General features: G+C 65.9%; 14 protein-coding genes. 11 read left to right on the forward strand and 3 right to left on the reverse strand.

Translation table 11 applies throughout. The features are described from left to right. Nucleotides 1–13 precede the first annotated feature (13 nt). Nucleotides 14–910: a pyridoxal-phosphate dependent enzyme gene (locus V9K84_RS03215; protein WP_054916685.1), complete on the forward strand. Its 897-nt coding sequence runs from the start codon at nt 14–16 to the stop codon at nt 908–910. On the opposite strand, the gene cybB is transcribed toward V9K84_RS03215, so the two are convergent. The 3 genes from cybB to V9K84_RS03230 all read right to left on the reverse strand — a co-directional run bounded on the left by cybB (nt 911) and on the right by V9K84_RS03230 (nt 3,520). Beyond that, nucleotides 911–1,462: a cytochrome b561 gene (cybB, locus tag V9K84_RS03220; protein WP_058541353.1), complete on the reverse strand. Its 552-nt coding sequence runs from the start codon at nt 1,460–1,462 to the stop codon at nt 911–913. It lies immediately after the preceding gene. Nucleotides 1,463–1,575: 113 nt separating this feature from the next. Further along, nucleotides 1,576–2,439, reverse strand: a complete 864-nt coding sequence (locus V9K84_RS03225) for a hypothetical protein (RefSeq protein WP_088514253.1) — start codon at nt 2,437–2,439, stop codon at nt 1,576–1,578. 136 nt (nt 2,440–2,575) lie between these two features. Then, nucleotides 2,576–3,520: a DUF1853 family protein gene (locus tag V9K84_RS03230; RefSeq protein WP_088514260.1), complete on the reverse strand. Its 945-nt coding sequence runs from the start codon at nt 3,518–3,520 to the stop codon at nt 2,576–2,578. Nucleotides 3,521–3,654: 134 nt separating this feature from the next. On the opposite strand from V9K84_RS03230, the gene V9K84_RS03235 reads away from it, so the two are divergent. The 10 genes from V9K84_RS03235 to V9K84_RS03280 all read left to right on the forward strand — a co-directional run bounded on the left by V9K84_RS03235 (nt 3,655) and on the right by V9K84_RS03280 (nt 15,311). Next, nucleotides 3,655–4,545 (forward strand): NAD(+) kinase, encoded by an 891-nt coding sequence (locus V9K84_RS03235; RefSeq protein WP_043864641.1) that lies wholly within the window; start codon nt 3,655–3,657, stop codon nt 4,543–4,545. Then, nucleotides 4,542–5,516, forward strand: a complete 975-nt coding sequence (locus V9K84_RS03240; RefSeq protein ID WP_173925093.1) for a metallophosphoesterase — start codon at nt 4,542–4,544, stop codon at nt 5,514–5,516. The genes V9K84_RS03235 and V9K84_RS03240 overlap by 4 nt, the downstream gene beginning before the upstream one ends. Continuing rightward, the gene (locus tag V9K84_RS03245; RefSeq protein WP_088514252.1) at nt 5,513–6,385 is read left to right on the forward strand and encodes a rhomboid family intramembrane serine protease; all 873 of its coding nucleotides are present in this window, start codon (nt 5,513–5,515) and stop codon (nt 6,383–6,385) included. Before V9K84_RS03240 ends, V9K84_RS03245 begins: the two co-directional genes overlap by 4 nt. A 14-nt stretch (nt 6,386–6,399) precedes the next feature. Next, nucleotides 6,400–6,660 (forward strand): DUF1315 family protein, encoded by a 261-nt coding sequence (locus tag V9K84_RS03250; protein ID WP_054916681.1) that lies wholly within the window; start codon nt 6,400–6,402, stop codon nt 6,658–6,660. Next, entirely contained in the window at nt 6,657–7,487 is an 831-nt protein-coding gene (locus V9K84_RS03255; RefSeq protein WP_058541350.1) for a DUF2797 domain-containing protein, read from the forward strand. The genes V9K84_RS03250 and V9K84_RS03255 overlap by 4 nt, the downstream gene beginning before the upstream one ends. Before the next feature lie 12 nt (nt 7,488–7,499). Next, nucleotides 7,500–10,157: an aminopeptidase N gene (gene pepN, locus V9K84_RS03260; protein ID WP_088514251.1), complete on the forward strand. Its 2,658-nt coding sequence runs from the start codon at nt 7,500–7,502 to the stop codon at nt 10,155–10,157. A gap of 241 nt (nt 10,158–10,398) precedes the next feature. Then, nucleotides 10,399–11,412, forward strand: a complete 1,014-nt coding sequence (locus V9K84_RS03265; protein WP_256582772.1) for a YCF48-related protein — start codon at nt 10,399–10,401, stop codon at nt 11,410–11,412. Beyond that, entirely contained in the window at nt 11,409–13,805 is a 2,397-nt protein-coding gene (locus V9K84_RS03270) for an RND family transporter (protein ID WP_043864634.1), read from the forward strand. Before V9K84_RS03265 ends, V9K84_RS03270 begins: the two co-directional genes overlap by 4 nt. A 131-nt stretch (nt 13,806–13,936) precedes the next feature. Then, entirely contained in the window at nt 13,937–14,227 is a 291-nt protein-coding gene (locus tag V9K84_RS03275; protein ID WP_088514249.1) for a DUF5629 family protein, read from the forward strand. Then, a complete protein-coding gene (locus V9K84_RS03280; protein WP_088514248.1) occupies nt 14,193–15,311 on the forward strand; it encodes a lactonase family protein in 1,119 nt (372 codons plus the stop codon). The genes V9K84_RS03275 and V9K84_RS03280 overlap by 35 nt, the downstream gene beginning before the upstream one ends. Nucleotides 15,312–15,365 lie beyond the last annotated feature (54 nt).

A 15,365-nucleotide genomic window follows, 5' to 3' on the forward strand; every position in this document is an offset into this window, starting at 1 on the left:
CCGAGCCTGTTCGATGTCTGCCGCTTTCGATGACCTGCCACTGGCACCCCTGCAACCGCTGGCCCTAGGCTGGCTGGCGCGCGCCGGGGTCGAGGTGGCAGTGCTGCGTCTGGACCTCATCGACCCGCTGATCAGCGGCAACAAATGGTTCAAGCTGCAGGGGCACCTGCGCCTTGCCCATGCCCGTGGTGCCCCGGGGGTGATCAGCCTGGGCGGCGCCTATTCCAACCACCTGCATGCCCTGGCGGCGGCCGGCAAGCGCTTCGGCTTTGCCACGGCCGGGCTGTTGCGTGGGCACCCGCACAGCAACCCCACCGTGCACGACCTGCAAGCACTGGGCATGCACCTGCACTGGCTGGGGTACGCCGGATACAGGGCGCGGCATCAGGCGGATTTCTGGCAGCCCTGGCAAGCCCTCTACCCGGCATGGCATTGCGTGCCCGAAGGCGGCGCGGGGCCACTGGGCACCGAAGGCTGCGCACAGATCGTGACCCAGGCGCGGGCGCAGCTGGCGGCCGTGGGCTGGGCCGATTACGACGCCTGGTGGCTGGCGGTGGGAAGCGGTACCACGCTGGTGGGGCTGGCCCAGGCCGAAGCGGGCGCCCACCCGGTGCACGGCGCGCTGGCCGTGCCGCCGGGGCACGGGGTGGAAGGCGAGGTCGAGGTGCTGGCGCCGGGCACTTACCGCCTGCACGACGCCAGCCGGGGCGGCTTTGCCAAGGTCGACCCGGCCTTGCTGGCATTCATCCAGGCCAGCGAGGCCGAATCGGGCCTGCCACTGGAACCGCTGTACACCGGCAAGGCGTTGTTGGCCCTGCAGGAGCGTGTGCTGGCTGGCGCGTTCGTGGCCGGCACGCGGCTGATCTTCGTTCACACCGGCGGCTTGCAGGGCCGCCGCGGGTTCGCCTAGTCAGTCACCTTTTTGCGGCAGCATGCGCAGCAGGGTGTTATCGCGGACCACGTAGTGATGGTAGAGGCCGGCCAGTGCGTGCAGGCCGATCAGCCAGTAGCCCAGTGCGCCGAACCACTCGTGCCAGCCCTTGACGAACTTGGCCAGGTCGGTGTCCGGTGCTACCAGGGCGGGCAACTCCAGGCCGAAGAACGGGATCGGCTTGCCGGCCGCGCTGAGGATCACCCAGCCGGCCAGCGGCAGGCCGATCATCAGGGCGTACAGCGCCCAGTGCATCAGGTGCGCAAGACCCGTCTGCCAGGCCGGCGGCTTGGGTTCGATGCGCGGGGTGGGGTGGGTGACCTTCAGGATCAGGCGCAGCCATACCAGCACGAACACGCTCAGGCCGAGCATGAAGTGCAGGCTTTTCATCAGGTCGCGCTCGGCGCTGTCCTTGGGGAAGATGCCGCGCAGTTCGATGCAGGCGTATACCACCGCCAGCAGAATCAGCATCAGCCAGTGCAGGGCGATCGACAGGCTGCCGTAGCGTGCCTGCGTATTGGTCAGGGTCATGGTGGTTCCTCATATCGGACAATCAGGTCAATGGCCGCGCTCTTGATGGCGCTGTGCGGATAACTCTAATCGCTTGCGCGTGCCCTGCACCTGCGCTGGGGCAAAAAAGTGTGCTAGCGGGCCTTCAGACCCTTGCCGAGCAGGTAGTCGACCAGTTGCGGGTCCTCGATACGGATGGCCAGGTCCATCAGGTCGCTCCTGTCGTCGGCCAGGCAGTAGGGTTTGTGCGGGTCGCAGTAGGTGCCGGTGCTGCTCATGCCGCGCTCGAGCAGCACGCTGAGGATGTCGTAGCTCACGTGCGGGGCGTCGGGCCCGTCGCGACCCTGGCGCGAAAGCTCGACCAGGATCGCTTCCATGGTTTCGCTGCCGGCCTCGGGCAGTGGCAGATGGCGGGCGACGGCCCGGCGCGTGGCGCTGTGCTCGGTCAGCACTGCGGCGTCGAAGGCGTCCATGTTGCTGTCGCTGCGCGTGAAGTAGGAGGTGTCGGCGCCGGCCTTGACCAGGGCGTCGATCAGCGAGGCATCGGCGCCCTGGGCGATGGCCAGCAGCAGCGGGCGTGGGTTGTGGTAGTCGCCGGCTTCCACCGGCGCGCCCTGGGCCAGCAGCCATTCGATGGTGGCAGTGGGGTGGTTGTGCTTGATGGCCGTGGACAGCAGCGATTCGGGGTAGTCGCCGAGCCCGACCATGGCCGGTAGCGCGGCACGCAGGTGTTGCAGCATGGCCAGCGAGGCGTTGTTTTCGAGTGCGAGGTGAAAGGCCGTGGTATTGCGGGTGACCACACCGGGTGGATACTCGCCGGGTTGGCTGCGCGGGGCCAGCCACGTGTCCAGGTCGGTGGGCGTCGCCTGGCGCCAGAAGCTGTCGCTCAGCAGGGCGAGGTCGTTGTCCTGGTCCAGACCTGGGGCAGGCGCTGCGCTGGCACTTGCGGGCCAGACCAGGGTGACGGCGAGCGCCAGGGCGAGAAGATTGCCGGGCACGGGTGGGTTCCTTGTGCGGGTGCTGGGTGAGGGGGGGCGAGGTTAGCAGAATGTTGTCAGCGCTGGCCCCTTCGCCGGCAAGGCCGGCTCCCACGGGGGCGTACGTTCATGTGGGGGGCGGTCCAGCCAGTGCATGCTAACCCGCCAGGTTCGGCCAGGCATCGGCCACCAGAAACAAGCGTTGAGCCTCTACCCAATCCCCGCTATCCCCAGGCACCAGCCGCACCAGCAACTGCGCGGGGGCCATCGGGTCCAGCGCTTGCAGCCAGGCCTGGAACTGTTCCGTGCCCCAGGCCTGTTCCTGCGTGTACCGCGCCGGCGCCAGCCATGCCTGGCGCGGCAACGGCTGCCAGCACCCGGGGTCGGCCTGCGCCGCAAACCGGGCCCAGTCGCGCTGATGCAGCCAGCGCCCGCGCAAGTGTTGTGGGTGCGCACCCGCCGGAGGCTGCGCCGGCCCCGGCCATGGATACAGCAGATACCCGCCCAGCCAAAGCTGAGCCGTGAAGCTGTCTATGTGCAGCGCCGCCAGCGCCTCGCGCCCCTCGGCCCGCGCCGAAATCGGCAGTTGATGGTCGTTCAGGTGCGCCAGCTTGCGGTCCAGCCGGTCATGGCAGCCCGGCCCAAGCCACTGCGCCGGGTTGCGCCCGTCACCGTGCTGCGGGCCCAGGTACAGCTTGATGGCCAGCTCCAGGTGATGCACCCCGTCGCGGTCACGCAGCAGGATGTCCAGCTCGCCCAGGGTGTGCCCGCCGTCGCGGATCGGCAGGTTGGCCGCCAGCAGCTCCACCCCAGGAGCATGGCGCAACGCGAACTGCCACAGCCGCTCGTAGTACAACCCCAGGCGCCGGCTGGCGGCCTGTGCCAGCCAGGCCTGCAGGTCACGGCTGTCGTGGTCCAGCGCCAGCAGCCAGTCGCGCAGCAGCGCCGGTGCGGCCACCCAGTCGCTGCCGGCCAACGGGTGGCGCTGCGGCCAGGGCGTCACTGCGAGCATGGGGGGCGCAAGGATTACCCACGCCAGGTCCCGCACCGGGGGCTGGCGCAGGCGGTTGGGCAGGTCGCAAAGGTCTGTAAAGGGCATCATCCTGCGAGCATAGCCGCCCGCCCCGGCGCCTTGTGCAAAAAACTGCGGCGTTTGCCGCTGCCCGGCGCTTTCGCCCATAATCAACGCTTTGGCCAACCGGCCCATTCAACGCCGCAGTGCCCCGCAGGAGCCCCATGGAGCAATTTCGCAATATCGGTATCATCGGCCGCCTTGGCAGTTCGCAGGTGCTCGATACCATTCGCCGACTGAAAAAATTCCTGCTCGAGCGGCACCTGCACGTGATCCTCGAGGACACCATCGCCGACGTGCTGCCCGGCCACGGCCTGCAGACCTCCTCGCGCAAGCTGCTGGGCGAGGTGTGCGACATGGTCATCGTGGTCGGCGGCGACGGCAGCCTGCTCGGCGCCGCCCGCGCACTGGCGCGCCACAACATCCCGGTACTGGGCATCAACCGCGGCAGCCTGGGGTTTCTCACCGACATTCGCCCCGACGAGCTGGAGGTCAAGGTGGCCGAAGTGCTCGACGGCCACTACCTGGTGGAAAACCGCTTCCTGCTGCAGGCCGAAGTCCGCCGCCACGGCGAGGCCATCGGCCAGGGCGACGCGCTCAACGACGTGGTGCTGCACCCTGGCAAGTCCAACCGCATGATCGAGTTCGAGATCTACATCGACGGCCAGTTCGTGTGCAGCCAGAAGGCCGACGGCCTGATCGTCGCCACACCGACCGGCTCGACCGCCTACGCGCTGTCGGCCGGCGGACCGATCATGCACCCCAAGCTCGACGCCATCGTGATCGTGCCCATGTACCCGCACACGCTGTCGGGACGCCCGATCGTGGTCGATGGCAACAGCGAGCTGAAGATCGTGGTATCGCGTGACCTGCAGCTGTACCCGCAAGTCTCGTGCGATGGCCAGAACCATTTCACCTGTGCCCCCGGCGACACCATCACGGTGAACAAGAAGCCGCAGAAGCTGCGCCTGATCCACCCGCTGGACCACAACTACTACGAGGTCTGCCGGACCAAGCTCGGCTGGGGCAGCCGTCTGGGTGGTGGAGGCGACTGATGCTCGATCCCGCGCGCAGTTACGACCTGATCGGCGATGTCCACGGCTGTGCCCACACCCTGGAGCGTCTGCTCGACGCCATGGGGTACAAGCGTCAGGGCGGGGTGTGGCGGCATGCGCAGCGTCAGGCGATCTTCCTTGGCGACATCATCGACCGCGGCCCGCGCATTCGCGAGGCCCTGCACATCGTGCACGACATGGTCGAAGCCGGTCAGGCCCACTGCATCATGGGCAACCACGAATTCAGCGCACTGGGCTGGACCACGCCGGCGCTGCCGGGCAGCGGCAAGCAGTTCGTGCGCGAGCACAACCCGCGCCATGCGCGGCTGATCGAAGAGACACTGACCCAGTTCGCCGACCACCCCCACGACTGGCACGACTTTCTCGGCTGGTTCTACGAGCTGCCGCTGTTCATCGATGCCGGACGCTTTCGCGTGGTACATGCCTGCTGGGACGCGCGCCTGATCGAGCCGCTGCGCCAGCAGCATCCGGACGGGCGCATCGACGAGCATTTCGTGCAGGCCTCGGCCGTGGCCGGCAGCTTTGCCCACACCGTGTGCAACCGGCTGCTGCGCGGCACCGACATGCGCCTGCCCGACGGCCTCACCCTGACCGGCGGCGACGGCCTGACCCGCGCATTCTTTCGCACCAAGTTCTGGGAGGAAGACCCGCAGACCTACGGCGATATCGTGTTCCAGCCCGATGCGCTGCCGGCCGAAGTGGCCAATGCGCCGCTCAGTCGCAGCCAGAAGAACGCGCTGCTGCGCTACGGTGACGACGAGCCGCTGCTGTTCGTCGGCCATTACTGGCGCAGCGGCCGGCCCGCACCCATCCGCGCCAACCTGGCGTGCCTGGACTACAGTGCGGTGCTCTACGGGAAGCTGGTGGCCTATCGGCTGGATGATGAAACCCGCATCGACCCGCACAAGTTCGTATGGGTGGATGTCGAACGGCCGGAGGCCAGTCAATGAGTGCGGCAATGGTGATGCGCCTGCCCCTGAGCGTCGACCTCAGCGGCTTTGTCGAGCTGCTCAAGCACCTGCAGGTGCCGCACCGGGTCTCGGAGGAGGGCGAGGAGCAGGTACTGTGGACCGCCGACTACCTGGTGGAAGATGTTCGCCAGCTGTACCAGCGCTTTCCGGAGGGCAATGCCGATGTGCAACTGCCGCCCCTGGCGCAGCCCCCGGCCCCACCGCGCCCGAGCCTGGCCGCGCAGGCGAAGGCCAGCAAGGCCACTGCAGCGGTGTTGCTGCTGTGCGTGGTGGTGGCGGCACTGACCGGCCTGGGCGACAACTTCGCCACCTTGAGCTGGCTGACCTTCCTGGATTTTCGCGTGCAGGGCGACTACCTGTATTTCACCCCGTTGCTGACCAGCCTCGATGCAGGCCAGTGGTGGCGCTTGTTCAGCCCGATGCTGGTGCACTTCGGCATCCTGCACCTGGCCATGAACGGCCTGTGGTACTGGGAGCTGGGGCGGCGCATCGAGCTGCGTCAGGGCACCCTGGCCTTGCTGTCGCTGACCCTGCTGTTCAGCCTGGTGTCGAACGTGGCGCAGTTCGTGTTCGGCGGGCCCAGCCTGTTCGGCGGCTTGTCCGGGGTGCTGTACGGCCTGCTCGGGCACATCTGGCTGTACCAGTGGCTGGCGCCGAACCCGGTGTATCGCATGCCGCGCGGCGTGCTGGTGATGATGCTGGTATGGCTGCTGCTGTGCCTGTCCGGGCTGATCACCCTGCTCGGCTTCGGCGCGATCGCCAACGCCGCCCACGTGGGTGGGCTGTTGGTCGGCTGCCTCAGCGGGCTCTTGGGCGGGGCACTGGCCCGGCGTAAACTGTCAGCTTGATTTTTGGAGACGCTATGTCCACTTTTGCGCAAATGATCGAAAACATCACCCCGGAGATCTACGCCAGCCTGAAACTGGCCGTGGAAATCGGCAAATGGTCCGACGGGCGCAAGCTCACCGCCGAGCAGAAGGAGCTGTCGTTGCAGGCCGTGATCGCCTGGGAGATGCAGAACCTGCCCGAAGACCAGCGTACCGGCTACATGGGCCCGCAGGAATGCGCCTCCAAGTCCGCGCCGGTGCCCAACATCCTGTTCAAGTCGGACGCGATCCATTGATCGAACTCGGCCGTGGTTCCATCAGCAAGATGACGGCGCGCCTCGAGCAGCCGGTCGTGCAATACGCGTTTCGCCTGGGCGACGTCGAAGTGCCGGTCAACCCCCTGCTGGGCAAGACCGTGCGTCTCGAATACCTGGGCGCGATCCACTGTACCCACTGCGGGCGCAAGACCAAGACCAGCTTCAGCCAGGGTTACTGCTACCCGTGCATGACCAGGCTGGCGCAATGCGACACCTGCATCATGAGCCCCGAGCGCTGCCACTACGAGCACGGCACCTGCCGTGACCCGGCCTGGGGCGAGCAGTTCTGCATGACCGACCACGTGGTGTACCTGGCCAACTCGTCGGGTATCAAGGTCGGCATCACCCGCGCCACCCAGCTGCCCACGCGCTGGCTCGACCAGGGCGCCAGCCAGGCCCTGCCGATCGTGCGGGTGGCCACCCGGCAGCAGTCCGGGCTGGTCGAGGACCTGTTCCGCAGCCAGGTGGCCGACCGCACCAACTGGCGCGCACTGCTCAAGGGCAACGCCGAGGCGGTCGACCTGGTGGCCGTGCGCGAGCAGTTGTTCGACAGCTGCAGTGAAGGTTTCAAGGGCCTGCAGGACCGCTTCGGCCTGCAGGCGATCCAGCCGCTGACCGACGTCGAGCCGATTGAAATCCGCTACCCGGTAGAGGCGTACCCGAGCAAGATCGTGAGCTTCAACCTGGACAAGAACCCTGTCGCCGAAGGCACCCTGCTGGGGATCAAGGGCCAGTACCTGATTTTCGATACCGGCGTGATCAATATTCGCAAGTACACGGCCTACCAGCTGGCCGTGCATCAGTAAAAGGACCGCCACATGCGTACCGAACAGCCGCAAGTGATCTACCTCAAGGACTATCAGGCACCCGAGTACCTGATCGACGAGACGCACCTGACCTTCGAACTGTTCGAGGACCACAGCCTGGTCCACGCGCAGTTGGTCATGCGCCGCAACCCGGCGCGCGGTGCCGGCCTGCCGGCGCTGGTGCTCGACGGCCAGCAGCTGGAACTGCTCAGCGTGGCGCTGGACGACCAGCCGCTGGGCGCTGACGACTACCAGCTCGACGACAGCCACCTGACCCTGCAGCCCACTGCCGAGCGCTTCACCCTGGACACCAGCGTGAAGATCCACCCCGAGACCAACACCGCGCTCGAGGGCCTGTACAAGTCTGGCGGCATGTTCTGCACCCAGTGCGAGGCCGAGGGCTTTCGCAAGATCACCTACTACCTCGACCGCCCGGACGTGATGAGCACCTTCACCACCACGGTGATCGCCGAGCAGCATCGCTACCCGGTCCTGCTGTCCAACGGCAACCCCATCGGCAGCGGGCCGCAGCAGGACGGTCGGCACTGGGCCACCTGGGAAGACCCGTTCAAGAAACCGGCCTACCTGTTCGCACTGGTGGCCGGCGACCTGTGGTGCGTCGAAGACACCTTCACCCGCCAGTCGGGGCGCGACGTGACCCTGCGCATCTATGTCGAGCCGGAGAACATCGACAAGTGCCAGCACGCCATGGTCAGCCTGAAGAAGTCCATGCGCTGGGACGAAGAGGTGTATGGCCGCGAATACGACCTGGACATCTTCATGATCGTGGCGGTCAACGACTTCAACATGGGCGCCATGGAGAACAAGGGCCTCAACATCTTCAACTCCAGCTGCGTGCTGGCGCGTGCCGAGACCGCCACCGATGCCGCGCACCAGCGGGTCGAGGCGGTGGTGGCCCACGAGTACTTCCACAACTGGTCGGGCAACCGCGTGACCTGCCGCGACTGGTTCCAGCTGTCGCTCAAGGAAGGCTTCACGGTGTTCCGCGATTCCGAGTTCAGCGCCGACATGAACTCGCGCACGGTCAAGCGCATCGAGGACGTGGCCTACCTGCGTACCCACCAGTTCGCCGAAGACGCCGGCCCCATGGCCCACGCCGTGCGCCCGGACAGCTTCATCGAGATTTCCAACTTCTACACCCTGACCGTGTACGAGAAGGGCTCGGAAGTGGTGCGCATGGTGCACACGCTGCTGGGTGCCGAAGGCTTTCGCAAGGGCAGCGACCTGTACTTCGAACGCCATGACGGCCAGGCCGTGACCTGCGACGACTTCATCAAGGCCATGGAAGACGCCAACGGCGTCGACCTGACCCAGTTCAAGCGCTGGTACAGCCAGGCCGGCACGCCGCGCCTGAACGTCAGCGAGGCTTACGACGCCGCTGCCCAGACCTACAGCCTGACCTTCAGCCAGAGCTGCCCGGCAACCCCGGACAAGGTCGAGAAGCAGCCGTTCGTGATCCCGGTCGAACTGGGCCTGCTCGATGCCCAGGGCAACGACATTGCCCTGCGCCTGCAAGGCGAAACGCAGGCGGGCGCGACCACGCGGGTGCTGTCGGTGACCGAGGCCGAGCAGACCTTCACCTTCGTCGACGTGGCCGCCAGGCCGTTGCCGTCGCTGCTGCGCGGCTTCAGTGCGCCGGTCAAGCTGAGCTTCCCGTACGACCGCGACCAACTCATGTTCCTGATGCAGCACGACAGCGATGGCTTCAATCGCTGGGAAGCCGGCCAGCAACTGTCGGTTCAGGTCTTGCAGGAACTGATCGCGCAGCATCAGCGCGGTGAAGCCCTGGTGCTCGATCAGCGCCTGGTCACTGCCCTGGGCAGCGTGCTGGCCAACGAGGCACTCGACCAGGCCATGGTCGCCGAAATGCTCTCGCTGCCGAGTGAGGCCTACCTCACCGAAATCAGCGAAGTGGCCGATGTGGACGCGATTCACGCGGCCCGCGACTTTGCCCGCCAGCAACTGGCCGAGCAACTGTTCGACGGGCTGTGGGCGCGCTACCAGGCCAACCGTGCGGTCTCGCGCGAAACCGCCTATGTGGCCGAGGCCGAGCACTTTGCCCGGCGCAGCCTGCAGAACATCGCGCTGTCGTACCTGATGCTCACGGGCCGGGCGCAGGTGCTGGAGGCGACGCTCGAGCAGTTCGAGGCGTGCGACAACATGACCGAACGCCTGACCGCACTGGCCGTGCTGGTCAATTCGCCGTTCCAGGAAGAGCGCGCCAGGGCACTGCAAAGTTTTGCCGAGCACTTCAAGGACAACCCGCTGGTGATGGACCAGTGGTTCAGCGTGCAGGCGGGCAGCCCGTTGCCGGGCGGCCTGGCGCGAGTGCGGGCGTTGATGGAGCACCCGGCGTTCACCCTGAAGAACCCGAACAAGGTGCGCGCGTTGATCGGTGCGTTCGCCGGGCAGAACCTGGTCAACTTCCATGCGGCCGATGGCTCGGGTTATCGCTTCCTGGCGGACCTGGTGATCGAACTGAACGGCTTCAACCCGCAGATCGCCTCGCGCCAGCTGGCGCCGCTGACCCGCTGGCGCAAGTACGATGCCGCGCGCCAGGCGCTGATGAAGGCCGAGCTGGAGCGCATCCGCGGCTCGGGCGGGCTGTCCAGCGATGTGTTCGAGGTGGTGAGCAAGAGCCTGGCCTGAGGTTGAGGGCAGGTTGAACAGGGGGCTGGCCTTTTCGGGGCAGCCCCCTTTTTTATGATGAAGGTGCGGGCGGACAACGCGACATCCACGATCCAGAGGCCGCGCTTAACAAAACATAACGCGTTGTACGTTGTCATCCATTTCCAAAGCCTGCTAGCTTGAGGCCAGCATTCGCGGGGCTCTAGATTGCCGCTTCCAGCCCCGCCAGTAGCACCGAATAACAATAATGTGGGAGAGGACTATGAATGTATTCACGGCCAGCGTCTTGCTGAGCCTGAGCCTGGGCCTGGGGCTGTTCGCCGCAACCGCCGGGGCTGCCGATGACGGCCCGACACCGCAGACGGTGTATTCACAGACCTCGAACAAGGCCTCCCACAGCCTGCTGATCGACATCGCCAAGGCCGGGCCGCGCCTGGTGGCGGTGGGCGAACGCGGGCATATCCTCTTCTCCGACGACCAGGGCCAGAGCTGGACCCAGGCCCGCGTCCCCAGCCGCCAACTGCTCACTGCCGTGTACTTCGCCGATGCCAAGCACGGCTGGGCGGTGGGCCATGATGCGCAGATCCTCGCCAGCAGCGACGGCGGCGCCACCTGGAGCAAACAGTTCGAAGACCCGTCCCGCGAATCCCCGCTGCTGGATGTCTGGTTCCAGGACACCCGGCACGGGCTGGCCGTGGGGGCCTATGGCAGCCTGTTCGAAACCACCGACGGCGGCGCGCACTGGCAGGACGTCGCAGAGCGCCTCGACAACCCCGATCAGTACCACCTCAACGGCATCGCTGCCGTGAAGGACGCGGGCCTGTTCATCGTGGGCGAACAGGGCAGCATGTTCCGCTCCCGCGATGCCGGGCAGACCTGGGAACACCTCGACGGCCCCTACGAGGGCTCGCTGTTCGGAGCGATCGGTACCGCCCGCGCCGATACCTTGCTGGTCTACGGCCTGCGCGGCAACCTGTACCGTTCCAGCGATTTCGGCAGCACCTGGCAGGCCATCGCGCTCCAGGGCGAGCGCGGTGCGCTCGAATTCGGCCTGGCAAGCGCTACGCTACTCGAAGACGGCAGCCTGGTGCTGGTGGGCAACGGCGGCAGCGTGTTGCGCAGCACCGATGACGGCCAGAGCTTCAGCGTGTTCAACCGGCCCGACCGTATCGCCCTTTCGGGCGTGAGCGGTCAGGCCGATGGGCAGCTGATCCTGGTCGGCCAGGGCGGGGCACGCCTGGCTACCGCCACCGGCGCCGCGAGGGCGCAACCATGAGCAGTCAGGAGTCGTTCAACATGCAGCACAACCAGGACAAGGCGAGCCTGCTCGAGCGCCTGATATTCAACAACCGCCCGGCGGTGATCGGCATCTGTGTGCTGGTGAGCCTGTTCCTGTTCTGGCAGGCCATGCTGATTCGCCCGTCCACCAGCTTCGAGAAGATGATTCCGCTGGAGCATCCGTTCATCCAGAACATGATCGAGCACCGCAACGACCTGGCCAACCTGGGCAACACCGTGCGGATCTCGGTGGAGGCCAAGGACGGTGACATCTTCAGCAAGGCGTACATGGAGACCCTGCGCCAGATCCACGACGAGGTGTTCTACATTCCTGGCGTCGATCGTTCGGCGCTCAAGTCGCTGTGGAGCCCCAGCGTGCGCTGGACCGAGGTGACCGAGGAGGGCTTCGCCGGTGGCGAGGTGATCCCGCAGACCTACGACGGTTCGCCCGACAGCCTGGAGCAACTGCGCAACAACGTGCTCAAGTCCGGTCAGGTCGGCCGGCTGGTGGCCAACAACTTCAAGTCGAGCATCGTCGATGTGCCGCTGCTCGAATCCTACCCCGACCCCAACGACCCGGGGCGCCAGATCAAGCTCGACTACCAGGCGTTCTCGCACCAGCTCGAAGACCTGATCCGCAACAAGTTCGAGGCGCAGAACCCCAACGTCAAGATCCACATCGTGGGCTTTGCCAAGAAGGTCGGCGACCTGATCGACGGCCTGATGATGGTGGTGATGTTCTTCGGCATCGCCCTGGTGATCACCTGGGTGCTGCTGTACTGGTTCACCTGGTGCATCCGCAGCACCATTGCCGTGCTCATCACCACCCTGGTGGCGGTGGTGTGGCAACTGGGGCTGATGCACGCGGTGGGCTTCGGGCTCGACCCGTATTCGATGCTGGTGCCGTTCCTGATCTTCGCCATCGGCATCTCCCACGGGGTGCAGAAGATCAACGGCATCGCCTTGCAGTCCAGCGAGGCCGAGAACGCGCTGACTGCGGCGCGGCGTACCTTCCGCCAGCTGTTCCTGCCGGGCATGATCGCCATCCTGGCCGATGCGGTGGGCTTCATCACCTTGCTGATCATCGACATCGGGGTCATCCGTGAACTGGCCATCGGTGCCTCGATCGGCGTGGCGGTGATCGTGTTCACCAACCTGATCCTGCTGCCGGTGGCGATCTCCTATGTGGGCATCAGCAAGAAGGCCATCGAACGCAGCAAGAAGGATGCGACCCGCGAGCATCCGTTCTGGCGCCTGCTGTCCAGCTTCGCCAGCCCCAAGGTGGCGCCGGTGTCGGTGCTGCTGGCGCTGGCGATGTTCGGTGGCGGCCTGTGGTACAGCCAGAACCTGAAGATCGGCGACCTCGACCAGGGTGCGCCGGAGCTGCGTCCGGATTCGCGCTACAACAAGGACAACGCCTTCATCATCGACAACTACTCCACCAGCTCCGACGTGCTGGTGGTGATGGTCAAGACCCCGACCGAAGGCTGCTCGGTGTACAAGACCATGGCGCCGGTCGACGAGCTGATGTGGAAGATGGAGAACACCCCCGGGGTGCAGTCGGCGATCTCGCTGGTGACCGTGTCCAAGCAGATGATCAAGGGCATGAACGAGGGCAACCTGAAATGGGAGAGCCTGTCGCGCAACCCGGACATCCTCAACACCTCGGTGTCGCGTGCCGAGGGCCTGTACAACGCCGACTGCTCGCTGGCGCCGGTGCTGGTGTTCCTCAACGACCACAAGGCCGAGACCCTCGACCGCGTGGTGGATGCGGTCAAGGCATTCGCTGCCGAGCATGACCAGGAGGGCCTGGAGTTCCTGCTGGCGGCGGGCAACGCAGGGATCGAGGCGGCCACCAACGAGGTGATCCGGTCGGCCGAGCTGACCATCCTGATCCTGGTGTACCTGTGCGTGGCGGTGATGTGCATGATCACCTTCCGCTCGTTTGCTGCCACCCTGTGCATCGTGCTGCCGCTGGTGCTGACCTCGGTGCTGGGCAACGCGCTGATGGCGTTCATGGGCATCGGCGTCAAGGTCGCGACCTTGCCGGTGGTGGCGCTGGGCGTGGGCATCGGCGTGGACTACGGGATCTACATCTACAGCCGCCTGGAGAGCTTCCTGCGCGCCGGCCTGCCGTTGCAGGAGGCCTACTACCAGACGCTGCGCTCCACCGGCAAGGCGGTGCTGTTCACCGGGTTGTGCCTGGCGATCGGGGTGTGCACCTGGATCTTCTCGGCCATCAAGTTCCAGGCCGACATGGGCCTGATGCTGACCTTCATGCTGCTGTGGAACATGTTCGGCGCGCTGTGGCTGTTGCCGGCGCTGGCACGCTTCCTGATCAAGCCGGAGAAGATGGCGGGCACCCAGAGCAAGTCGATTTTCGCGCACTGACACACTGCGTCGTTTTCATCGCGGGTCAAGCCCGCTCCCACAATGGCTACCGCGGTCCTTGTAGGAGCGGGCTTGACCCGCGATGCTTTTAAGGTTGGGGTATCATGCGTGTTTAATCAGGGATACCCCCCATGACCACCCTTGCCCAAGCCCTTGAATCCTGCGACATGCTGTTGATCGATGGCCTGCACGCATTCGACTTCACCTTCGACGATACGGGCCTGCGCATCGAATTGATGGACGGCCGTGCGTTGAAGAAATGGCAGTTCAGCCCCGAGCAGATCGGCAGCGCGACGCTTGCCGGCGAGCACTGGCAGCTCAGCGACGACACGGGCGAGCATCAACTAGTCTGCATGAGTGCCTTGCGCGCTTCTGAAGAGGACGACGATGAAACGCCAGCTGATGTCCCTGCTGACCGCTAGTGCCATGGCGCTGACGCTCAACGCCCACGGCCATGAACTGCTGGTGGGCACCCATGACGGGATCTACCGCTACCGCTTCGACAGCCAGCGCGGCCAGCTCGACCCCACGCCCCTGCAAGTGCTCAGAAGCAGCAACCCGTCCTGGCTGGCGCTGTCGCCGGACCGGCGCAACGTGTTCGCGGTGAACGAGAACGGTGACGGCCAGGGCCAGGTCAGCAGCTTTGCCCGGGCGCATGACAGCGGTGAACTGAGCCTGTCGAGCCAGGTGTCCAGCGACGGTGACGAACCGACCCACTCGAGCCTGAGCCTGGATGGGCGTTATCTGTTCGTGGCCAACTACGGCGTCAAGCCTGAGCCGGGCGGCAGCCTCAGCGTGTTGCCGGTCGCTGCCGATGGCCGTTTGTCGGCGTCGGTGCAGCAGGTGCGCCATGTGGCCAGCGGGGTGAACCCCGAGCGCCAGGCCGGGCCGCATGTGCATTCGGTGGTGCCGTCCCCGGACGGGCGATACCTGTTTGCCAGCGACCTTGGCGCCGACCAGGTGATCGGCTACCGCTACCAGCCCCAGACCCCGACCCGGCCACTGGGCGCGGCAACCCCGGTCGTCCTGCCGCCGGGCAGCGGGCCGCGTCACCTGGCGTTCGGTCCAAACGGCAAGCATGCCTACCTGACCCTGGAGATGAGTGCACAGCTGGTGGTGTTCGACTACCACGACGGCACGCTGAGCCAGCGCCAGATCCTGCCGTTGACCGAACAGGCCGATGCCGCGGCCAAGGCGGCCAGCGCGGTGCATGTGTCCGCCGACGGGCGCTTCGTGTACGTGAGCAACCGCGGCACCCGCAACGAACTGATCGTGTTCGCCATCGACCGTCAGGATGGCAGCCTGCGCCAGGTGCAGCGCCGTTCGGTGGAGGGTGATCACCCGCGCGAGTTCACCCTGGACCCGACCGGGGGCTACGTGCTGGTCGGCAACCAGCAGAGCAACCAGATCGTGGTGATCCGGCGCGATGCGCAGACAGGCCAGCTGGGCGAGGTGGTGCAGACGCTGGCACTGCAATCGCCTTCGGACCTCAAGTTCGTCGACTGAACTATCAATCGCCTTGATATTCGCTACTGGCGCAATGAATTTTTCAGTGCGCCG

It is taken from the genome of Pseudomonas sp. AE27, assembly GCF_037113495.1.
GTDB lineage: Bacteria > Pseudomonadota > Gammaproteobacteria > Pseudomonadales > Pseudomonadaceae > Aquipseudomonas > Aquipseudomonas palmensis.